At 44.4% G+C, this 23098-nt stretch carries 18 protein-coding genes and 1 riboswitch; of the genes, 6 read left to right on the top strand and 12 right to left on the bottom strand.

What is annotated here, in order from left to right; all coding sequences use genetic code 11:
* Nucleotides 1-32: 32 nt before the first annotated feature.
* Nucleotides 33-1436 carry an ammonia-forming nitrite reductase cytochrome c552 subunit gene (gene nrfA / locus L5M17_RS04790; RefSeq protein ID WP_263145600.1) on the bottom strand — a complete coding sequence of 468 codons (1404 nt, stop codon included), beginning with the start codon at nucleotides 1434-1436 and terminating at the stop codon, nucleotides 33-35.
* Between the two features lie 225 nt (nucleotides 1437-1661).
* On the opposite strand from nrfA, the gene narQ reads away from it, so the two are divergent.
* Together narQ and L5M17_RS04780 are read left to right on the top strand one after the other, a co-directional pair.
* Complete coding sequence (gene narQ / locus L5M17_RS04785; RefSeq protein ID WP_263145597.1) at nucleotides 1662-3497, top strand: nitrate/nitrite two-component system sensor histidine kinase NarQ; 1836 nt, start codon at nucleotides 1662-1664, stop codon at nucleotides 3495-3497.
* Nucleotides 3490-4119 (top strand): response regulator, encoded by a 630-nt coding sequence (locus L5M17_RS04780; RefSeq protein WP_105250232.1) that lies wholly within the window; start codon nucleotides 3490-3492, stop codon nucleotides 4117-4119. Before narQ ends, L5M17_RS04780 begins: the two co-directional genes overlap by 8 nt.
* Nucleotides 4120-4210: 91 nt before the next feature.
* Here the strand turns inward: L5M17_RS04780 and L5M17_RS04775 are convergent, their stop codons facing one another.
* A complete protein-coding gene (locus L5M17_RS04775; RefSeq protein WP_198571932.1) occupies nucleotides 4211-4585 on the bottom strand; it encodes a YacL family protein in 375 nt (124 codons plus the stop codon).
* 196 nt (nucleotides 4586-4781) lie between these two features.
* Between L5M17_RS04775 and L5M17_RS04770 the strand changes: the two genes are divergently transcribed.
* Nucleotides 4782-5747, top strand: coding sequence for a zinc transporter ZntB (locus tag L5M17_RS04770; protein ID WP_131525184.1), 966 nt, complete (start codon nucleotides 4782-4784; stop codon nucleotides 5745-5747).
* 99 nt (nucleotides 5748-5846) lie between these two features.
* On the opposite strand, the gene L5M17_RS04765 is transcribed toward L5M17_RS04770, so the two are convergent.
* From L5M17_RS04765 to L5M17_RS04755, 3 genes are all read right to left on the bottom strand, one after another.
* The gene (locus L5M17_RS04765) at nucleotides 5847-6968 is read right to left on the bottom strand and encodes a succinylglutamate desuccinylase/aspartoacylase family protein (protein ID WP_263145593.1); all 1122 of its coding nucleotides are present in this window, start codon (nucleotides 6966-6968) and stop codon (nucleotides 5847-5849) included.
* A 1-nt stretch (nucleotide 6969) separates the two neighbouring features.
* Nucleotides 6970-8325: a lysine-sensitive aspartokinase 3 gene (gene lysC / locus L5M17_RS04760; RefSeq protein ID WP_263145590.1), complete on the bottom strand. Its 1356-nt coding sequence runs from the start codon at nucleotides 8323-8325 to the stop codon at nucleotides 6970-6972.
* Nucleotides 8326-8475: 150 nt separating this feature from the next.
* A riboswitch (Lysine riboswitch) is annotated at nucleotides 8476-8650 on the bottom strand.
* A gap of 100 nt (nucleotides 8651-8750) precedes the next feature.
* Entirely contained in the window at nucleotides 8751-9185 is a 435-nt protein-coding gene (locus tag L5M17_RS04755; protein ID WP_168824631.1) for a DUF3293 domain-containing protein, read from the bottom strand.
* 587 nt (nucleotides 9186-9772) lie between these two features.
* Between L5M17_RS04755 and arcA the strand changes: the two genes are divergently transcribed.
* Complete coding sequence (gene arcA, locus L5M17_RS04750) at nucleotides 9773-10489, top strand: two-component system response regulator ArcA (protein ID WP_006080127.1); 717 nt, start codon at nucleotides 9773-9775, stop codon at nucleotides 10487-10489.
* Nucleotides 10490-10578: 89 nt separating this feature from the next.
* Here the strand turns inward: arcA and L5M17_RS04745 are convergent, their stop codons facing one another.
* A complete protein-coding gene (locus L5M17_RS04745) occupies nucleotides 10579-12903 on the bottom strand; it encodes a S9 family peptidase (protein WP_263145587.1) in 2325 nt (774 codons plus the stop codon).
* 266 nt (nucleotides 12904-13169) lie between these two features.
* Here L5M17_RS04745 and L5M17_RS04740 point away from each other — a divergent pair, with 266 nt between their 5' ends.
* A complete protein-coding gene (locus tag L5M17_RS04740; RefSeq protein ID WP_263145585.1) occupies nucleotides 13170-14162 on the top strand; it encodes a class 1 fructose-bisphosphatase in 993 nt (330 codons plus the stop codon).
* A 505-nt stretch (nucleotides 14163-14667) separates the two neighbouring features.
* On the opposite strand, the gene L5M17_RS04735 is transcribed toward L5M17_RS04740, so the two are convergent.
* The 3 genes from L5M17_RS04735 to L5M17_RS04725 form a co-directional block, all read right to left on the bottom strand.
* Complete coding sequence (locus L5M17_RS04735) at nucleotides 14668-16278, bottom strand: hypothetical protein (RefSeq protein WP_263145582.1); 1611 nt, start codon at nucleotides 16276-16278, stop codon at nucleotides 14668-14670.
* Nucleotides 16279-17200: 922 nt separating this feature from the next.
* A complete protein-coding gene (locus L5M17_RS04730) occupies nucleotides 17201-17548 on the bottom strand; it encodes a BON domain-containing protein (protein ID WP_105250242.1) in 348 nt (115 codons plus the stop codon).
* Between the two features lie 217 nt (nucleotides 17549-17765).
* Nucleotides 17766-18335 carry a DUF7010 family protein gene (locus L5M17_RS04725; protein ID WP_131525496.1) on the bottom strand — a complete coding sequence of 190 codons (570 nt, stop codon included), beginning with the start codon at nucleotides 18333-18335 and terminating at the stop codon, nucleotides 17766-17768.
* 396 nt (nucleotides 18336-18731) lie between these two features.
* Between L5M17_RS04725 and L5M17_RS04720 the strand changes: the two genes are divergently transcribed.
* Nucleotides 18732-19223: a TIGR00645 family protein gene (locus tag L5M17_RS04720; protein ID WP_105250244.1), complete on the top strand. Its 492-nt coding sequence runs from the start codon at nucleotides 18732-18734 to the stop codon at nucleotides 19221-19223.
* Nucleotides 19224-19339: 116 nt separating this feature from the next.
* Here L5M17_RS04720 and L5M17_RS04715 read toward each other — a convergent pair whose 3' ends face one another.
* The 3 genes from L5M17_RS04715 to L5M17_RS04705 all read right to left on the bottom strand — a co-directional run bounded on the left by L5M17_RS04715 (nucleotide 19340) and on the right by L5M17_RS04705 (nucleotide 23066).
* Nucleotides 19340-20584, bottom strand: a complete 1245-nt coding sequence (locus L5M17_RS04715; protein WP_263145575.1) for a dicarboxylate/amino acid:cation symporter — start codon at nucleotides 20582-20584, stop codon at nucleotides 19340-19342.
* A gap of 401 nt (nucleotides 20585-20985) precedes the next feature.
* Nucleotides 20986-21858, bottom strand: coding sequence for a Wadjet anti-phage system protein JetD domain-containing protein (locus tag L5M17_RS04710; protein ID WP_263145573.1), 873 nt, complete (start codon nucleotides 21856-21858; stop codon nucleotides 20986-20988).
* Entirely contained in the window at nucleotides 21846-23066 is a 1221-nt protein-coding gene (locus L5M17_RS04705) for a phosphoenolpyruvate carboxylase (RefSeq protein ID WP_173248722.1), read from the bottom strand. The genes L5M17_RS04710 and L5M17_RS04705 overlap by 13 nt, the downstream gene beginning before the upstream one ends.
* Between the last annotated feature and the right edge of the window lie 32 nt (nucleotides 23067-23098).

The following is a 23098-nucleotide window of genomic DNA, read 5'->3' as shown; positions in this document are numbered from 1 at the left end:
ATATCGAAAACTCAACCACGATTGATTAAAACCTACTTATAAGTGGCTTCGCGTTTTTTCGCTTCTTCATCCCACTTAGGTAACATGTCTTTCTTAAATGCTTCTTTCTCAGCATTCATCTTTTTCATGTCCATACCTAAGGCTGCTTGTGCTTTAGCTTTAGTAGAGATATCAGGAATCGCAACAGGATCTGTGATGCCTTTTTTACCGAGTAATTGCGCTAACTTCACACGAGCATCAGCAGCTTTATTCACTGAAGTACCTAAAACACGTAGGGCTTCTTCAGGAGCATGAGCAGCAACACCATGGGAAGCAATCGCTAAATCCCAGCGCCATTGAGCATGACGGATATCGGTCAAGATAGGCTTCATTTCAGCTTCAGTTGCACCCAATTCCCACGCTTTAGCAGCTTCGAAGTGCGCTTTCACTAATTGCTCTTCCGCTTTCAGTTTCATTTCTTTAACTTTAGCTTTACGTTCATTAGTGACGCCAACTAAGAATTCTTTCGTTTGGCTATGGCAAGTTGCACAGGTTTCTTCGAAACGGTCAAATGGATTACCCACTTTATGATCGGTAAATTTCTTACCTTCAGGGCTTGTCACTTTTGGCATATGGCAGTCAACACAACTGACATTATTTTTACCATGAATACCCAGTTTCCAAGTTTCATACTCTGGATGTTGCGCTTTTAACATAGGTGTTTTAGACAGCGCATGAGTCCAATCGGAGAACTCGATACCGTCGTAGTAAACTTCCATCTGGTCAACAGTTATGCCCATATCCCAAGGGAATTTGACGAAACCTTTTTTGTCTTCTTTTTTCTCAAAATAGTATTCAACGTGGCACTGACCGCACACCATAGATTGCTTGTCTTTCTTCGAAGCTTTATCAAATGGCGTACCGATAGCATCCATTGCACGGTCTACATAAGGACGAGAGATCCGCAGTTTTGGTGAGCCTTTTTCATGACAATCACCACAGCCAATGGTGTTAGTGACTTCAGGGCCACCCTTAGCCCATTTACCTTTGAAGTAGCCATCTTCACCTTGCTCTTCAATTAAGCGAGGTACATCAGGGCTCTTACAGCTCCAACATGCCATAGGCAATGGACCATCTTCCGCATTTTTCGGCGCACCAGTACGTAGGGTATTACGCACGTCGGTCACGGCATACATATGGCCGCGAGGAGCGTTGTAATCTTTTGCGAATGCATAGCCAGCCCACAAGATCACCATATTAGGATCCTGCCCAATCGCATCGACAAGTTCTTCACTCTTTGCGGTATCATGCCAGCTATTATATTGATTCTTAAATTTATCTTTATAAACTTCGTTGCGAGGCTCTGTTTTATCACTCGCCATTGCGCCCGCTGCCATGAAGCTGGCGGCAACCAGTGCACTCAGTGCAAAGGACTTACCTGTCATCTTCTTCATCATCTCATCTCCGTGTTGCATTATTGTTGTAAATCACGACATCTCCATGGTCAAACTTAGTGATTTAACCCTGCTAAAAATATACCTCTTAGGGGGTATCTAGGTTGAAGTTTGCGCTAGATCAAAATGTAAAGGTGTTGTTGTTCACATTTCTATACTTTTGTTAATGTATTACATTATTTTCTAATGTAAAAACCACTGCAAAGTGCCATAACAGCGGCCATCAAAATGAACAGCGGATTAATGAAACGAGGTAGTCTAACCTCAAAAATCTTAGGATTAATGTTAGTACTTATTCTGCTCTCTAGTAGTTTATCGACTTTTGCTATCATCAATTTGTCCTACAGCTTAGGCGACGCCAAGGCGATTAATGCCTCAGGGTCGCTGAGGATGCAAAGCTATCGGTTAATGTTTTACGCCAACTCAGGCAGTGATGCTGCGCAGGATAAAATCACCGAATTCGAAAATACGCTCTATTCCGACACGTTAAAGCCCTCGGAAAGTTGGTTTAGTCCGCCAGAAATTGCCGCTCAATATCAGCTTGTCATCGATAAATGGCTGGTGATGAAACACTACATAGAACAAGAAAACTCCCGCGATTATGTCGCCTCACTGAAGGACTTTGTTGATACCATAGATTTACTGGTGCTTGAGATGGAGCACTACGCCGCCTTTAAACTCAGGCTCCTTGCCGCCAGCCAAATATTAGGCTTAGGCGTCATGCTCATTATCGCTTTTGTGGCCGTGCGTTTTACAAAGAAGAAAGTAGTGATCCCACTGCAAAAACTGATGGAATCGGCCAACACGATTTCTAAGGGTAATTTTGAAATAGAAATGCCCGAGACCGAATACATTGAACTTACAGCGCTGACCCATGCCCTACAAAAAACGGCTAAGGAACTCGCGACGCTTTATGGCAACCTAGAATCGCAGGTAGCAGAAAAAACCTTAGCGCTGACAAGGGCCAACAACGAGCTGGCATTCTTATATGATAACCTACTGACATTAAACGCAAATAAACTCGATTATAAGGCGCTCAAGGCGGCGCTGAATCAGTTAAAAGGCTATGAATCACTCGACTACCTAAGACTCATTATCCAGTATCCCGAGCAAGAGCTTGAAGTGATTGAGGCCGATGGCGGCTGGCCAGATATGACTCAAGAGAGCACCCGTTTTCCACTGCAATTTGAGCAGGCTAATTTAGGCTATTTAGAGTTAATTGCCGCTCAAACACCCAATATCGCCTTGTTTAACAATTTCGCTATTATGTTGACCCGCTCAATCGTGATCCACAATGCCACAGAGCAAAGACAGCAACTGGCGCTAATGGAGGAACGTGGCGTGATTGCCCGGGAGCTGCACGACTCTTTGGGTCAAGTGCTATCTTTCCTAAAAATCCAAATTAGCTTATTACGCAAAAACTTAGATTGCAGTTGCCGCAGTCCAATCATTGAGGCGCAGTTAACCGAAATCAACGAAGGTGTAAGCACTGCCTACGTGCAGCTCAGGGAGTTACTATCCACCTTTAGGCTCACAATTAAAGAGCCCGATCTAAAAAGTGCTTTAGAGGCTATGCTTGAGCAACTCAGGACAAAGACGAATATAAAGATAACCTTAGACTATAAACTTGCGCCACAATGGCTAGAGGCAAAGCAACACATCCACATACTGCAGATCACGCGAGAAGCGACGTTAAACGCCATCAAACACGCTGAGGCCAGCCTCATTAACATCCATTGCTATAAGGATGACGAGGGTATGGTCAATATTGATGTTTGTGATAACGGCATAGGTATTGGACATTTAAAAGAACGAGATCAACATTTTGGCATAGGTATAATGCATGAACGAGCCAGTAAGCTTTCAGGTAAAGTCGTGTTCAGCGACAATGATTTAAAGAGATTTAAACCTGCTATGGCAACCACGACTGAGCAAGGATGCAATGCACAAGACGACGCACTCAAATCTAACAGCCCATTAAACCTTATGCAGCACAGCAAGGGGGCAAGTGGCACTAGAGTGACGCTTATTTTCCCATCTCAACAGGAGCCTTCAAATGGGTAAACCTTATTCCGTACTGGTGGTCGATGACCATCCCCTCTTGCGCAAAGGCATCTGCCAGCTCATCGCTTCAGATCCTGACTTCAGCCTATTTGGCGAAGCCGGTAGTGGTTTAGACGCATTAACCGCAGTGGTCACCGATGAACCCGACATCATATTGCTCGATCTGAATATGAAAGGCATGACAGGCTTAGATACCCTCAACGCCATGCGCCAAGAAGGAGTTACCTCACGCATAGTAATTCTCACCGTTTCCGATGCAAAACAGGATGTTATCCGTTTACTTCGCGCTGGAGCCGACGGCTATTTGCTTAAAGATACTGAGCCAGATTTGCTGCTCGAAAAACTCAAGAATGCCATGCTTGGCCACAGGGTGATCAGCGATGAAGTCGAGGAATACCTTTACGAACTTAAAGATGCGACCGATGAACAAGAATGGATTTCAAGCCTGACCCCAAGGGAGTTGCAAATTCTACAGCAACTGGCGGAAGGCTTAAGTAATCGCATGATTTCAGAGCATTTACACATTAGTGAAGGCACAGTTAAAGTGCACGTAAAAAACCTACTGCGTAAAGCCAATGCGAAATCAAGAACCGAAATGGCGGTGCGCTACCTGAATAATTAAAGATACGAAAATGAGCTTGGTATCGCGCAAACAATAAAGGCAATCCCATGATTGCCTTTATGTTTTTATCAAATAGAGATTAAATAAATGATTACAGACCTTTCTCGATAAATGTCTGCCAACTCAGTAACGCCTGCTCAAAATCCTCAAGGCCACAATAAGCTTCTGACTCAGCATCATAAAGTGACATAGCCTCTTCCAATTCATATTCTTGCTCAAAGCCTAAAGTATTGGCAAAGACTCGGGCCTGTTCACGCTCTAACTCTAAGGTAAAATCATTACCAACAAGACGCCATGAACCTCGTTTATCGGCTTGAATTTCTTTTATCACACCCAACACTTGCTGAATTTTAGCTAACTCAGTCCCTAATTCTTCCGTAAACCATTGCCCAAGCACTTCATGATCCATGCTAAAGCTAGCCAAAAAAGTGCCAGTTAAACTGTTACGCCGAAATTCGTATTCCATTTTATTGTCTCTTTGATCTAAGCCTACTAATGCTAATTTTAACCTATCCTTGGCTAAGTTGCTTGCATCCCTCAGCACATCAAATTTATGTCAATTAACGTTTACCTCATGTCGTTAAGCATAAGTACTGACTTCATTTTCATGACAAAATCAGTTAGTTTGTTTGGATGATTTTGAAAGTTAAATGGAATGCGATATGCACGAAGGGTTTATCTACAGTTTAGTGCTCAGCGGCGCCCAAGCGGGTTCCACCTTGAGCCTAGAACAGATCGAAAAATGGGATCCTCAGGATGGCCTACTCTGGTTACACCTTCGCTATCGCAATAAAAAGGCACGCCACTGGATACTCAATAGCGGTCTGCCTAAGGTCGAAAGTGATGCCCTACTCGCCCAAGACACTCGTCCCCGCGCTGTGATTACAGGTGAAGGCATATTACTCGCATTACGCGGCGTTAACCTCAACCCCAATTCTGCTCCAGAAGACATGGTGGCAGTGCGTATCTATGCCGATAAACAGCGTATCATTTCCACCTGCGATCGCGAGTTACAGTCGGTCAAAGATGTCGCCGAGCTGATCCTTGAGGGAAATGGGCCTACAACTACAGGGGACTTTATCGTCGCAATCTGCGAGCGACTGACCAATCGTAAAGTCGAGTTTATTGATAAATTGGAAGAACAGCTCTCTGATTTAGAAGAACTCGTCGTCTCAGGCAATGTTAAAGATTTACGTACCGATATCGCCGAACTGCGCCGTCAAACTGTGGCCATCCGCCGCTATTTAGCCCCACAGCGCGAAGCATTCTCGAAAATGATTTCCGAGCAATTCAGCCTATTTAAAGATACCGAGCGACTCAAGCTAAGGGAAACAAACGATAAACTTATCCGCACCATTGAAGATCTCGATGCCCTGCGCGATAGAGCCAATGTGACTCAAGAAGAATTACTCAGTCAGCAATCGGAGCAACTCAACAAACGCTTATACTTCTTATCCTTAGTGTCAGCAATCTTCTTACCGCTAGGCTTTTTAACAGGCTTACTTGGGGTCAATATTGGCGGGATACCGGGCGCGGACAACACTTGGGCCTTCGCCACCTTCTGCGGAATATTAATCTCACTCGTCGCCCTGCAAATGGCGCTGTTTTATCGATTCAAGTGGTTATAGCCACCTTAAAACAACGCCAATCCTAATCGATTGGCTTTGTTTTCTCTCAGTCCCATAAACTAATTGTTATGGGCTAATGCTTATGCTCTAAGCGGGCGATTATGTCGTTGGCAACTCAAACGCATGAGTCATGACTTTATAAAGCTCTGTTCCTTGGTGCACTGATGCCGAAGCAAAGTGCAAAATCGGCACGCAGTCCTGCGGCAAACTAACCGTTTTTAGCTCATCCGCCGTACCGTATAAATCCATTCGCAGTAAATTTACTAAGGGCTGCCCCGCAGCTAATGGCTCGCCCACAGGTGCAAGGTATTCCACTAAACCAGAACTTGGCGCGTGATATTTTTTATAGTCTTTTAGATAACAACCAAAGCGCGGCATTTTAGCGGGCGCAACGGTTTCAGCGATCACGCCTCGGTGGCTTAAATATGCCAAAATCCCTTGTGCATCAACCAGTGCATCCTCAAGACAGACGCGCTCTTGGCTCGCCAATTCCAACGTTAACGCTGACACTGCAACTCCTAAATCGCGCCCTTGTGATTTTGCAAAATCACTCAATTGCCACCATGGACAAAACGCAGCCTCATCCATGGCGCCACCAAAGGCATTGGGGATAATGAGCGTATAAGGGATCGACAAAAACTGCGCAGCAGCTAAGTCATATTCGGGACAATACAAATGTTTACAGGATTTAGGACCCGTATGCAGATCGAGCACTATATCCGCGCCATGGGCCATAATCTGCAGATTAACCGCGAGCCTATGGCCAGTAGTAATGCCCCATTCATGACGCAATTTTTGCTGACAGGCTTCAACCAAAGTACTGCGATAGGCTTGTATCAGCTCGCTATCACTCAGCTTGGCATGTTCGCCATACCAAGTCGGCAAATCAATAGCATGATTCAAATACTCACGATTCCAATTCGCCCCCGTAATAGGATCAAATCGGCCAAGGGTAAACTCACCACTTTTTTGGTTGATCCCGAGTGGATTCGCCAATGGCACTAAGGTGATTTCGCCGCGGATGTCACAGTGTTCAAGCTGCTTCATCAACTGATAAATCACCGCATTACCTTGTACTTCAGCACCGTGAACATTGGCCTGAATATACACTTTGGGGCCAGTCGCCTTATCGTCACTCGGCTTGAAATGGTAGATAGGCAAAGTGAGTGCTTGCCCTGCGGCAAGCTCCCCGATTTGCAGAGACGATGTTGTCGGCAACATACTAAACGCCTTCGAACAGATTTTGATGCAGCGATTTAACCACTTGCGCCGCTTCCGATTCTGCTACTAACACGCACAGATTATGTGGGCTGGCACCTTGGCAAATCATCCGAACATTGTGTGGTTCTAACACTTCAAACACACGACGACAAATACCAGGCGTCGTCGCGATGCGATTACCGATAATCGCCACCAAGGCCAGTCCATCTTCGACGCGCACACGACAATGCTGTGATAATTCTTGCAGCAATGCCTCACTCAACAGACCTTGACCACTCGAATCTGAACCAGTTTTATCGAGGGTTAGAGACACATTCACTTCTGATGTGGTAATCAAATCCACACTGATCTTATGTCGCGCTAATGTCGCAAAGGTTTCCGCTAAAAAGCCCTGCGCATGCAGCATTTGCAAGCTGTGAAGATTTAACAGGGTTTGATCGCGGCGCAAAGCCACAGCGCGGAATACGGGCGCATCTTCCACTTGATGACGGATCCAAGTCCCGCCCTTTTCAGGCTCTTTACTTGAACCCACAAACACTTGAATTTGCTGACGAACGGCAGGAAGAATAGTCGCTGGGTGCAATACCTTGGCACCAAAGGTCGCCATCTCGGCAGCCTCATTGAAACTGATCTCGGCAATCGGAAAGGCATTGGGCGCAAGACGCGGATCGGTTGTATAAATCCCCGCAACATCGGTCCAAATCTCGACTGCTGAGGCGCGTAACGCTTCAGCTAACAGTGCAGCAGAATAGTCACTACCACCACGACCTAACGTTGTTGTTTGTCCCGCTTCATCGGCACCGATAAAGCCTTGCGTGACAATCACTTGTTCCGCTAACAGTGGCTGTAGATAATCACGAGCTAAAGTCGCAATCTGCTCAACCTGAGGTTCCGCGCGGCCAAAGTGGCTGTCAGTACGTAACACTCGGCGCACATCGAAGGCACTGGAGTTAACACCTTTCTCGCGGATCACCGCCGAAAACAACGCCGAAGAACATTGCTCACCGAGGGACAACAACTCATCCATAGTCGCTTTGCTGCGTTGTGATGCGAGCGCTTCACTCAATACCGACATGCGACTCAATAATTTATCTAATGCGGCGGCCACATCGTTAGGACGACCGAGCTTATCTAAAATCGCATATTGAATTTGGGCAATTTGTTTTAATCGCTGTAATCGTCCATCGTCGTTGATCGATTCTTGGGTCAATTCCACTAGCAAATTAGTCACGCCGCTCGAAGCGCTGACCACGACTAAACGGCAATCAGGATTAGCTAACACTATGTCGGCACAGCGATTCATAGCGTTATAGTCGGCGACTGAGGTGCCACCAAATTTTGCGACAACGAAGGACATTAGCGCACCTCCGTGAAACACGTAGGGCAAGAAATAAACGCAGATTGAATAAAATATTGATTAACTAACATGATCACACTCCGAACTAACTTCGTTCGAAGAGCCTGGTGCTCAATGATAACGCACCCCAAAAGAAGGGAAACAGCAATCGTCACCAGAAGCTCTCCACCAATTACAGGTGACAATCGTCAGGATTCAGCCTGAGCGACCGACATAAACATGCAGCAACCATATCTATGCCTCGGCGCTAATCTCCCTCATCAGTCATCGCTGGAGTTTGTGCTCCTCTGACCGACTACCTAGTTAACGCTCCTCTTCTGTTCCTTTCCTAGGAAAGGGACGAAAAAAGTAGCAATAAACCCCTAATGAAGTCAATGCTAATTTCATAACAAATGAACAATTTAAATAAAATCTTTTGAAAACAACTAAGTGTTCAAATCGGGTAGCTCGTATACCAGCTGCACATAATCTCTAAATTTGCCTAAACACACTTCATCATGTCCATCCAAGGTGCAAGGCACTAAGCTCACATCCCCTTGTTCGACAACATAAATCGCATATTGATTAAATTTCTTACCCAATTGCAATGCCATCGTTCTATCGATAAACACGGCCCAACTTTTTTCCATGTGGGATAAATCCGGTGCTGCGCCCACTAAAGCACGATAAGGGCTACCGAGTAATTCAATTTCACGGAGAAGTTGGCGATCGAGTAAACGGTTTTGGCTAGGAGAGAGAAGCTTTGAAGCGGGATTATGAGCGGTAATAACAGCAAAGGAAAAATCACAGGATAATGCTTGAGTCAGCAAAAACAACGGCGCTTGGTAACATTGCCACAAATTTTGAGTCGTATTGTCCATTGGTAGTCTAGTCGAAAAATGAACCCAAGCTAGTGTAGCAGAGTGATTGTAAAATCCAAAGAGGCGTGAACTGGCTCACAGGAATAAGAAATACATTAGTTATACTAATCAATAGCTAAAGTAAATATCATGGTAAAAACCCCTGCTCACCTAAAATTTGTTAACATTTCATTTGTTAACAAATGACTAAAACGAGTACAATGTACGTACTGGTGAGTTGAAACAGATTGAGCAAGATGCTTATCGTTCAATACAGTTTGTTACATATATCGCTTAAAGTAACGTGAACTGACCGGGCATCTGTTTAAAATCTGTTCTACATTTGATTTGTCTTTTAAACATTTAAAAAAACAATAGTTAAGGAACTTATTCTAACTATTGCTTATCGAAGTTGGTACTGATTACGTTTTCTCGTATTACACTTAAACGTGCACTTAATCTACATCCAGATATAGATGTCACCGTAAAGATTTTCCTTTTGAGCACAAAGCAGTTCAAGGAAGTATCAACGCTTTTATGAATATAAGAGCCCGAAGTAAGTTGCTCTTATTGGTTAGTATAAACTGATTAAAATTTAGGTAAATAATATGCAAAATCCGCACATTCTGATCGTTGAAGATGAAGCCGTTACCCGTAACACGCTGAGAAGTATTTTCGAGGCAGAAGGGTATGTGGTAACTGAGGCCAATGATGGCGCAGAAATGCATAAGGCTATGCAGGAAAACAAAATTAACTTGGTCGTTATGGACATTAACTTGCCAGGTAAGAATGGTCTATTGTTGGCACGTGAACTACGTGAAATCAACAACATCGGTCTTATCTTCCTGACAGGTCGTGACAACGAAGTCGACAAAATTCTTGGACTTGAAATTGGCGCGGACGATTATATTACCAAGCCGTTCAACCCACGTGAATTAACGATTCGTGCTCGTAACCTTCTGACTCGTGTCAACAGCGCTGGCGCTGAAGTCGAAGAAAAGAGCTCAGTAGAATACTACCGCTTCAATGATTGGAGCTTAGAGATCAACAGCCGTTCATTAGTGAGCCCACAGGGTGAATCTTACAAACTGCCACGTAGCGAGTTCCGCGCTATGCTGCACTTTGTTGAAAACCCAGGCAAAATTTTGACTCGTGCCGATCTACTGATGAAAATGACTGGCCGTGAACTTAAGCCACACGATCGTACTGTAGACGTGACTATCCGTCGTATCCGTAAGCATTTCGAAAGCTTGCCAGATACGCCAGAAATCATCGCGACTATTCACGGTGAAGGCTATCGTTTTTGCGGTAACTTAGAAGGCTAATCGCCCGCTAAGCGACATCCGCATTAATTGGTTTGATAAAAATCGATTCACAAAAAACCAGATCCTAGGATCTGGTTTTTTTATGCCTGCTATTTGGCGTTTTTCAACTGCCTATCGAGGAAATCTGCCAGTGAGCGATATAAGTAATTACGCACTTTCTCGCCACGCATCGAATGTTTAGATCCAGGATAATCGATCATCTGGAACAGTTTGCCCTCATCCTGCAACGCCTTATAAACCCGAGTGCTGTTTTCAAACAAGACGTTATCATCGGCCATGCCGTGATACATCAACAAACCCGCTTGATAGTTTTTCACATAAGGGAACACACTGCTGGCTTCATAACCTTTTTCATTCCCCTCAGGATGGGCTAAGTAACGCTCAGTATAATGGGTGTCATATAAGCGCCAGTCGGTTACAGGTGCACCCGAAATCGCGGCTTTAAAGTAATCCGGCGCCTTAAATAAACTCATCAAGGCCATGTAACCGCCGTAGCTGTGGCCGTAAATCGCTACATTATCGGCATCGACAAATGGCAGACTTCGTAAATAGTCCACTCCCACTTTTTGATCCTTGACTTCAGCTTCACCCAAATGACGGTAAATCACTTGCTCAAACTTTGTGCCCCTGTGGGCGCTGCCGCGGTTATCCAACTGGAACACCACATAGCCTTGTTGCACCAGATACTGGGTAAAGTAGTCCTGCTCGCTCCAACTGTTGGTCACTAACTGTGCGTGCGGCCCACCGTAAACCCGCACTACGACAGGGTATTTCTTGCTCGCATCGAAGGGAACAGGTTTGAATAAACGGGTTTGTAACACTTGGCCATCTTCGGCTTTCAGTTCACCAAATTCAGGGATTTGCCACAGACCCGCATAGTCATATAAAGGATGGCCTTGCTTGACTTCATTTTGCTCAACCCAAGCCAGTTGTTGGCCCTTGTCACCGTGTAAACTGATCTGCGGTGGCTGAGATAAGCTATTGAAATAATCCAGATACACACTTTGATTGTCGGCAAACACAGGATCGTGCATGCCCGCTTGCTTGCTTACCCGCTCAACCTTGCCACCCGCTAAAGGCATGCGATAAAGTTGTTTCTCGATTGGCGTATCTTTGCGGCCAGTGAAATATACCCAACCTGCGGTTTCATCTATGTATTCCAACGCATCGACAGCCCACTCGCCCTGAGTCAATTGGGTTTTAAGTTTGCCTTTTAAGTCAAAAAGATACAGATGATTAAAGCCGTCACGCTCAGACGCCCAAATAAAGGCAGACTGCTGCTTTAAGAAGTGCAGATCGTTATTGAGGTTCACCCAAGCGTTACTGCGTTCTTTCACTAAGGTTTTTGGCTTAGTCAGTGAATCTAACGCCACCAGTTGCAAATCTAGCTTATGTTGATCGCGACTCTGCCACTGGAACGACAAATATTTGCTATCGGGCAACCAATCGACCCGCGGCAGGTAAATATCTTTGCTCTTGTCTTCGCTATTCTCATCGCTATGATCTTCGCGCAGCTTCACCCAATTGATAGCCTTATCTTTTAACGTGACCACACCGAGGGCGATGTCGACATTGTTTTTGCCGGCATAGGGATAGCGCTGCTCAGTAAGTTTAATACCGTCAGCATAGATTTCGTTACGGGTTACTTGCTCGACACCGGACTCATCAATACGGGTGAAGGCGATAGCCGATTCATCGGGCGCCCACCAATAACCCGTCATGCGATCCATTTCCTCCTGAGCGACAAACTCGGCCATGGCATTTTTAATCGCCCCGCCGCCATCGGTTGTCATAGCTTGGAGCTTTCTGGTTGCCAGATCTAACACATACAAATTTTGGTCCCGCACGAAAGACACAAAATGTCCCTTGGGTGATAGGCGCGCATCTGTGGCAAACCCTTCGCCAATGGGAAGTTGGCTGACACTGTTATCCACTAATGAAAAATAATACAGATTACCAGCAGCCGGAATTAATAGCGCTTGGCTATCATCGGCCCAGAAGTACTCCATAATGCCTTCACCATAAATACGTTGGCGTTCGCGGCGGGCCTTTTCTTCATCGGATAATTCATTGCTTGCCAACTTATCTGCATTGAGCAATAGGCTAGATTTTCCCGTCTTTACATCCATCTGCCAGAGATCATAAAAGTTTTGATTGTCTTTACGGCCCGCAAGATAAGTGACGCGCTGACCATCGGGTGACAGTTTCAAACCACGAGGACTGGTGCCCGCTAATGCGGGCGAGGCATTCATTCGCTCAATCGTCAGTGGCAGTTTGCCGCCTTCCATTGCAAAAGCTGGGGTAATTGAAAACATAGCTGTCGAAATCATGGCCATTTGGCTCGCTATCAGTAGGGGAACGGCGCGCACCTTAAGTGAGCACGCAGGGAACCAAGTTAACCTATTTTTAATCATTATTATTCCTTGGAAACATAATCGCCTAAGATGTCAGCGATTAAAAACAAGCCGACATTGTGCCAGAGGCAAACCCTAAATAGAAATAGCATGCAATATGCCGATACAAATTAGGCCCTTGCGCCAAGCCCAATCCAAATAATCCCAAAAAGCCCTAATATTCGCTAAAAGCATCAGCAACATCGCTGAAATTGTCGACTAACTGAGTTATCATTCGCGGCAAATAACGAAATTGACCTCATTGTTGAACCTCTAAAGGACATAACATGCAGACTCTGGCCCAGCACCTGACCTCACAGGCAGTGAACGACTCCCTCTCCCACCTAATTTTAACCTTAGCCGACACCTCAAAAGCCATTAGCCATGCCGTTCGCCACGGTGCACTTGCGGGCGTGTTAGGCGCGACTGAGCAAGAAAACGTCCAAGGTGAAACCCAGAAAAAACTGGATATCATCACCAACGACATGCTCAAAGATGCCTTAAAAGCTGACGGTACAGTGCGCGGTTTGGCGTCGGAAGAAGAAGATCATGTGGTTGAAGTCAGCCGAAATGGTCAATATCTGGTGTGTTTCGATCCACTTGATGGTTCATCTAATATCGATATTAACTCATTAGTCGGCACCATTTTCTCCGTCCTGCCCGCCCCTGCTGGCGAGCTGACTGAAACTAGTTTTTTACAATCTGGCCGCGCACAATTAGCCGCAGGTTATGTACTTTATGGTCCATCAACCATGCTGGCATTAACCACAGGCCAAGGCGTGCAACTCTTTACTTTGCACCCAGAAACCAATGAGTTTTTACTGACGAATGCCGCCATGAGCATTAGCCCAGACACAGCCGAATTTGCCATTAATATGTCGAACCAGCGTTTTTGGGAAGCGCCAATGCAAACCTATATTGCCGATTTACTGCTCGGTAAAATTGGCCCACGCGAAAAATCATTCAACATGCGCTGGATTGCGGCCATGGTTGGCGATGTACACCGCGTGCTATCTCGTGGCGGTATTTTCACTTACCCAACCGACAATAAAGATCCTAAAAAACCGTACAAACTGCGCTTGATGTACGAAGCCAACCCAATGGCCTTCTTAGTCGAACAAGCTGGCGGTAAGGCTTCTACCGGTTATGAAACCATTTTGGATATTCAACCAACACAAATTCACCAACGTGTTGCCGTCATCCTAGGCAGCAGCAACGAAGTCGACGCTTGCCTGAGCTACCACGGTATCGATTACAGCGAAGAGCCAAATATAGAGTAAGCCGAATCGCTTAGATTTTGATTTTTATGATAAAAGCCACTGACCACAGTGGCTTTTTTGTTATTTATACGGCCTTGCTGCCGAGAAAGTCGTAGGGCTTCACCCCACACCCGACCAAGGAGGACTGCTCGTCCTATCCTCCTTGGATGCTCCATGACGTCCCCAACTGAGTTGAAAGCCCCTTGTGCTCATTGCCAAATCTGCTATCGCTTCCGAAGGATGCGTCCCTGCACCTGCGAAAGCTAGCTCGGCATCCATGCCGAGACTCACGCAATTTGTCTATTCGCCCTGCGGCAACTCCGAGGGGATGGTGTATTCCTCAGACACTAGAGTTATTGGAAAGTAATCAAGGCATAAAAATGAAGCCTATTTGCTCTTTTGCCTTTAATAAAGAGTCTTCAATGCCCTTCTGCAACTTCGCAGGGAAAGATGAACTTCTGAAATCTAGGTGTCGGCTGTTAATCCTGAAAGAGTTATGCATGTTCTATCTTTGCTCTATCTTTGTTCAGTCAAACTCGATACCAAAGAAATGTATAATTCTGTAACGATCGAGCTTGCTCCTTGCAGATACTCTAATTAATGCTTGATGCAGGTTTCGTCCAAAGATATCTTTTGGATTGTCGCCCTCAGTAGGTCTAAAAATACCCATACTTTCGCGAACCACTTGCATAAGATCACAATTGTTGTCACCAACTAAAAACTCGTATATTTCATCGATACTATGATTACCTAAATACTCTTCGTCTTCAGGATTCCAGCTACGGTTCTTAACTATTTTAGATAAAACGGCGTAGATTGAATGATGTTGAAAAATGACTTTCTCTTTACTAGAAATTATTTCAATGAGTTCTGCATTAGTTGTAATTTTTTTCAGCTGCATTAATAAATCAGGACTATCACTATCTAGGTTTAAAGTAACAAATTTATCAATCCAATAACTTTTATCAAAGTCTTCTTTTAGTTCCATCAACGTATCTAGTATAGGATGTAGTTCCCTAACAGAGATTGAGTTCAAATGTTCTGAAAGGAATCCTTCTAAGCCTCTAATCACATCATTGCTAGTGGAAAGGAAGTTGTTATTATAGAAACCCCAGACTTCCGTTAATCTTGATGAAACATCTCTATCAATTTGTCTTTTGTTAAGACGCGATATATTTTCAATAAATAAAGCCTCATCCATCCAACCATCCTCGATATATTTGATGATTTCAGCCTCATGATCTGCATAATAAATATACCCAAGTGAAGAAATACGCCTTTGAAGATTTTTATCAACGTCCTCATTTTTTAACGAGAAACTAAATACGCGTTCAATTTCATTAGCTCGAATACTGATACTTGGCTCATGATGAACATACGTAAGTATCACAATCGTGGTAAGTAGGTCATGTCTGACGGCTTCTTCTGAAGAAGCTATGAAATTCATCAAAGCATCAACATTCCATTTTATGTGCTTAATTATTCTAATATTATTTAGGCCTTCAGACTTGAATATGTCGCAAATCAAATCTCTACATATGTGGTTTCTAAACTCAACATCAATATTGTTAGCAGGATTAGGTGAATACTTTAACTCTAAATCTATAACTTTTTCTCGATATAGATCGATTTCTTTTTTATCTTCATCATTTAAAGTGTCATCATTAAATATTAATACAATTTTACAATGACTTGACTCACTTAAGTTTGATACATAGCCAAGTAAAGTGGACATTGAGAACTTTTTAGACTTTCTTTCTAAATCATCGATGCAAATCAGGTAATCATCTACAAGTGAGTTTTCAATAACATAAATTGCATTTGCATACTTTGATATTTGAGGGATACTTTTTGCTATGTTTCCAATTTTCTTTAAATTAGACTTAATGGTAGCTGACTTGCTATCAGAGCTTATTGCATGAGCATTGTAGAATACACCAGACTGCAGTTCTTTTAACCCATCTAGACCAAAGAGAGAAACATAAGAATAGTTAGAAAAACCAAGTGAACTGAAATGCTTGTTGACGATCTCATTCCATTTAAAAGTTTTCCCTACTCCCCATTTTCCTTTGATAACCAGAACTTTTTTCTCTTTATGTTTGAGAAACGCAACTACATTTTCTTCAAAATTTTCCACATTACCACCATAAATAAATCGTATAACAGGTTATGGCCCGAAACTCTAATTATCACCTAGCATATGTTTTGGCTAGATTAATATACATTTCGAATAAATTATTATTGTATGACACTAACTTAGCATTAAGTCTTCAGATGTGACAACAAATGAAAAATGAGACAGCACAACTCTTTCCAGGTTTACAACCCACACACTAGTTACTGAAGTTCACCTCCCCCTGCGAAGTTGCTGAAGGGCGTTGAAGAGAATCGCGTGACGCAGACAGGACGTCTGCGTAGCTTTCGGGGGGAAGGGACGCCCCATCGGAAGCGTTAGCTATTTTCGAATAAGCACGAAGCTAGTATCTAATGCATGTAACTTCGCAAGGGGCGTCATGGAGCATCCAAGGAGGATAGGACGAGCAGTCCTCCTTGGTCGGGTGTGGGGTGAAGCCCCACGACTTTGATTCACCTCGGCCGTAAGGCCGTATAAATCTGCAACTACAATATGGACGTGAACTAAAAATCGAAGGTTCTACATCAGTAGAATTAACAATTAAAAAGACAAGGACGAGGACGAGCAGTCCTCCTTGGTCGACTCTTGATTAAACGTCAGGGGTGAAGCCCCACGACTTTAATTCACCTAGGCCGTAAGGCCACAAAGCCAAAAGCTACGTAGCAAGTGCGAAATGTGGCGCAAAGAAAGTCACGACGGGTACAAACTCCAAAGCACAAATCTGCCACCACAGCCGCAAGGCCAGCGTGAGTGACCATAGCTGGACTCACACATTTTATAAATCAAGAAGCCAACGCCCCGCAGCATGGTTGGCGGGGATTGGTATTTTGTGGCATAAGCGGTGAATTAAAGCCAGATAAGAGCTGCCGCTCCTGTTTGTCGTCTGTCAATTGAATACATCAAACAGGCGGCTTTACTGACATTGCTATTTTACTTCCAACCGATTATTTACCGAGTGCACACCAGAGGTTGCTGCCGTCACCCGTTCAGCTTGGTCTTTCTGAGCTTGGCTATTTACATTGCCGGAAATGGTGACATCGCCCTTGCGGGTTTCTATCTGAATATCTAAATTTTGTAGCTGCTGATCAGCGATCAACGCAGTATTAACTGCTGTGGCAATTTTAATATCATCACCAGTACCATCCTCGGTTGTTACAGTTAAGTCTGGTGTACCTGTTTGAGTATTCACATTGCCACTATCACAACCGTTAAGCAGCAAACTACCAACGAGTACAACACCAGCGGTAACGAACGTAAGTTTCATGGTTTGCATTATAAGCTCCTTCACACTGCAAAAAGTGCAGGGTAATAACCATAATGCAATAACGCCAGTTTGAGCTCTGTGCGCTGGCAGACATACAAATCGATCTAGGGCGAGATCACTTGTTAGACTCTTGATTAAGCGTCAGGGCTGAAGCCCCACGACTTTGATTCACCTCGGCCATTAGGCCGCAAAGCCAAAATCTACACAATAACCCAAAGATAACCCACTAATTGCTAGCACAAAGATTTTGCTGAATCTTCCAGCGGCGCTGCATCACGGGAATTGAAAAACCATAACAAAACACCACGATTAGAGGCTGAATTTGAAAGCTCAGCTCGGGCCAGAGCATGAAAGCTGCCACACAGGCTAAGGTGCGCACTATCGCATGCACTATGGCCACCTTTTGCGCTGCTAAAACACCGTGGACTAACCACATTAAACCTGTTTGCACCGCAAGGGCGAAAGGCAAAGCCAGATAATTTTCCATAAAAAAGGGAATACTGATACTAAAGGTTAAAAAACTCATCCCCATCGCAGCGAGAAACACAGTCTCAAACCAATTACGCTCAGCGCTTTTCTTAAACGAGATATTCTCGCCTGTCAGCCGCGAAATACCCATGGCAAGGTAGATAATAGAACCAGTACCGATAAAGACCGCCATCACCAACTGCGAAGGAGGTAATACAAAGCTCAATACAAACAGTAGGCTCCACACAATCATGCCAGATAAGGGCATAGCTAAAGCACGTTGTTGACGATATTCGATTAATTGTTGGTCCAGTGATTTATGTTGCATGATTAAGCCTCCTTGTTTAGATGACTTAAGTATCTGCATAAAATGTCCATTACAGCAGTGTGAGTTGTCAGCAATCTAGGATGACAAATGTCACTTCCTTCATCAAAGCCCTAAAATGCCGAGAAAAATGATCATCCATAGCTGAATTTGCTTGGTATTAGGTTGAAAAAAAAGACGATCAGACATATCAAAGGCAGAGCAAATTAAACGATGTAGCGCCACTAACACCCAAATAGGGGTTAAATAACCACAGAGGTTACAAAAAAAGCACAATAACAGCATATAACTCACGCCCTTGTGATTGGGTAATAGCGCGCATAAAGTGCATTATGTTACTGTTTTAGTCATTAGTGACTCGATTTTTTACCGCATTTTAGATAAAGGGTTTAATGGATTATGGAACAAATATTTGAAAAATTAATGTATGCATCGCGCTGGATTATGGCGCCAATTTATTTGGGACTCAGCTTTGTTTTATTGGGCTTAGGCATTAAATTCTTCCAAGAGATCTTCCATATTCTGCCGATCATTTTTGAGATGACTGAAGTGGATTTAGTGCTGGTGACCCTGTCCTTGATTGATATCACCCTCGTGGGCGGCCTGATTGTGATGGTGATGTTTTCTGGCTATGAGAATTTCGTCTCGCAGCTGGATGTGGGCGAAGACAGTGAGAAGCTAAGTTGGCTGGGTAAATTAGATTCTGGCTCACTGAAAAACAAAGTGGCGGCGTCGATTGTGGCGATTTCGTCTATTCACCTACTGAAAATCTTTATGGATGTGAAGAATATCGATAACGACAAAATCATGTGGTATCTGTTAATACACATCACCTTTGTATTATCAGCCTTTGCCATGGGCTATCTGGATAAAATTACTCGCACTAAGTAATGGTGCTAACATAGTTGATGCTAACCTATCAACGTATCAATACCAGCATAGTGAATATAAAAAAAGCCACTGTTTTCAGTGGCTTTTGTTTTTATAGAATACGACTTAATGGCACATTAACTCTTCGCTGACTCAAGCTGATGCACTTTCTCGGTTTGATCCACTATAGTCAATACCGCAGTATCACCAACCACGTTACAGGATGTCAGCACCATATCAATAATCCGATCTAAGGCCGCCACTATGGCAAAGGCTTCTATCGGTAATCCCATTTGATGGATTAACACACCTATCATCACCATGCCGCCACCGGGCACACCACCCGCACCGACAGATAATAGGAAGACACTAAATAACAGCGAAGGCAATTGCTCAGTGGTAATGGGCATGCCAAAGGCGTTGGCGACAAAGAAAATCGCAATAGTGATATAAATCGCCACACCGCCCATGTTCATGGTCGCCCCCAGCGGTACGCCAAAACCAGCAACAGCGCGGTTCACGCCTAACTTGTCCGTTAAAGTACGCATGGTCACGGGAATAGTCGCATTTGAGCTTGCGGTCGAGAGTGAAAACAGCACTTGCTCTTGGGTCTTCTCGCGGAAGGTTTTGGCTGAGATTGGGGTAAATATTCCCACTGCCATAGGATAAACCACAAAAATCCACAGTAGCAACAGCGCGAGGATCAGCACCATATACTCAACCACACTCATAAACACACCTGCATCTAAGGTCGCGCCGAGTTTAAACATCAAGGCAAATACACCATAGGGCGCAAGACTCATCACCACAGAAATCAGTTTCATCATGATTCTATTGGCTGTTTGAAAACCTTGCACAGCACCTGCAACATGCTCCCCTAGGGACTTAATCACACCGCCAAGTAACAAGGCCATAAAGATCACTTGTAGCATATTGCCCGACATAAAAGCCGTCACAGGATTACGTGGGACTATGTCGATCACCAGCGCCATCAGGCTTGGCAATTCAGTTGCTGTAATCGCTACGCCATCCGTGCTACTCATATCCACGCCTTTACCGGGTTCGAGTAACAGTGCCACTAATAATGCGGTCGCGATTGCGACTACGGTATTGATGATATAAAAACCGAAGGTCTTACCGCCCAAACGACCAAAGCTTTTGAGATCTTGCAGCTCACAGACACCACAAACGATACTCACGAACACGAGTGGCACAACCAGCATCATGATCATATTGACGAACATAGTACCAACGCCACCGGCAAGCTCGACTAAATTACCCGAGAAAAAACCGATATCGTTTAAGAAGTATTGCACTATTGTGCCGAAAATAAGGCCGGCAAACAGACCAATAAAGATCCGCGTCGAAAGTGATTTCATCATGCTTGTGATTTCCCCAGAAAGGTCATTTATTTGTTATTCATCTTCCATGATGAGCACAATTGCCAATCCATTTTTGGCTCAGGCGGGGATAGTGAAACATGCTAGCCGTTAATTCAATGAATAAATTTCATTTTTTCATCTTGAGTTAAGTTAACACCATCACAGAAAAATAGTAATAAACTGATTTTAAACCATAAAAAATTTATCAGAACAATATTTGAGCACTCACAAAATATATTTAAACCAGTATAAACAAACAAAATAAACATCAAATAACATCAAATTAAACATATAAGAAACAACAGCCAGATAAAACTCAGACTTAATAACTGAATTTAAATTTATAACAGGATTTAAAACCAGTTAATTACAGTAAAGTAGAGAGATGAAAGGGATGACAACTAAATATATGGCACTAACACTAGTTCAAGTCCGTGAGCCAGCAGGTGTTGCTGTTTGATACTAATACGGTGTTGATTTAGCCAAACGGCTAATTTTTGCCAATGCTTTAACTCGGCATTTTGCAAATACTTAGCCTGTTTCGCTTGCTTGTCGAAATCATCAGTAGAATTAATTTGTGCTATTGCCAATAACTCAGCAGGTGCTGTCAGCGCAAGTTGTGGCACAAGGCAGTGGGTCACGCCTGTTAAGGTATGGGCGATTTGTAGTCCTGCGGGATCTAAGTCGGTAAAGGCAATGATCGGCAATTTATCTGCCATCGCTTGCAAAAAATGCCGCACGCCAATCGGGGAATGATGACCGCTACCTCGGTAGATAACCATCACATGAGTTAAATCCTGTGGCAAACGCGCTTGATGGATAACATCAAATACATCTAAGTTTTCAATCACTAGGATGGCTGCGACATTGAGTTCATGGCAATGCTTTTGTGCTTCATCCAAAGGAATACGCAGTGATGTGCGAGTTGAAATCCCAGTTGGTGAAGATCCGAAACCTAGATACTTCATCAAAACGTATTCGGCTTCAGGGCGTATCTTAGCGAGCTTTTCATCGTGACTTTTGGCGGACATCGCGATGCGATCGACATTAAAATCAAGCTGCCTTAAATCAAGCCCCATTAACGCCAACACGCTTTGCCTTAGCAGTTCAAAATCTTTGGGCGCAAAACACAGATACTTTTCGGATCCGTCTAACTCACCCACTTCTAACTCGCGGTAAATAGCGCGCCAGTTAGCCGTGAGCTTAACCCTTGGAGAACGCTTAATAAAAGCGTTCTCCAACAGTTGTAATTGTTGCTGGCCTAGGCGAGCCATAATTCCACATCGCGAATAATAAAGTTGCCGCTATAGATAGGATGCGGTTCACCCAAAGGCTCAAGTTCAAAGTAAGCTTTGTGTTCATCGGGCAGACCTTCGTAGCCACCAATCACTTGATAAATCCAGCTTTCAGCGTCCCAAGGCAAAGCCTTATCCGCCAGATATTCCAGCGCCGATTGGCGCAGGCCAGACTCAATTACATCGACGAAATACTCATCCACCGCTTGTTTGAGCGGATTATCCGGCACATCGAAGTCTTCACTTTGGGTGATAGAAACGGATGCATCTCGCTCACGCACCGCTGCAATCACAGGATGGCGACTGATGGCCTTGATATGCGCGACTATGCCCATCAACTCCAGTTCTTGGCTGGCGTTATGCACATCTACCGCAGCAGGTGCGAGCAAGATTTCGGCGCGATTGAATAGACTCGGGATTTCCTTGTGGGACACATGGTCCGCAGGCCGATAATCCGGATGCAAATCAGTGTAGAGCAACCAGCCCTTGAGCAAACGGGTACGCCCACGGATTTGTCTGAAGCGGCCTAAGAGTTCGAGTAAACGCCCCTGCACTACGCTCAGTTCCTGGGCGCAGTCGCTCATGGTTTCCTGCAAAGTCGTCACTAAGAGTTTGCGCAGTTCACGTATATCGCCAGCGATTTCGCCTAGCTCACTAAACTGGAACATCTCTAAGCCATTAAGCAATTCAGACACTTGGCTTTGAGCTAATTCGTTTTCGCGGATCTTAGCGTTGATCGTACCAACGTAACCGAACTCGTTATTAATGCGGCCCCAGAGCACCCGGATCGAATAACGCAGACTGTCGGCGAAACTATACACATGCTCGCTTAAATCGGATAAATAGGCCTCGGCGGCGCTGTAATCTGAGCTGTGACGCGCTTCTTTGTAGTGGTCGGCCAAGGTTTTAATGGTCGCTAAAGCCGAACCGACATTAGAGTCGATTTGGCGATTGCGCTCGTCACTTAAACCTTCTTCGAGTAAGGCACGCACAGAACGCTTAAGCCGCAGCTCCTGATCTGGCTCTGGCCGCCATAAAATCCCTGCCTGTTTAAGCTTTTCGACCACGCTTGGATCGTGCGCATCCTCGTTAAGAGAGCCCGCCAAATAGGTATCCATAATAATGTCAGCATGGCGACCTAACTGCTTGAGCAGTTTCACACCCGCCTGATGTAAGTTACTGCTCATCATGGCCTCCTTGGTCGCAGCTTTTACCTAGG

This window comes from Shewanella sp. SW24 (assembly GCF_025653395.1).
GTDB lineage: Bacteria > Pseudomonadota > Gammaproteobacteria > Enterobacterales > Shewanellaceae > Shewanella > Shewanella oncorhynchi.
Note: the sequence above shows the minus strand (reverse complement) of the source record. Positions and strands in the feature narration are given on the sequence as shown.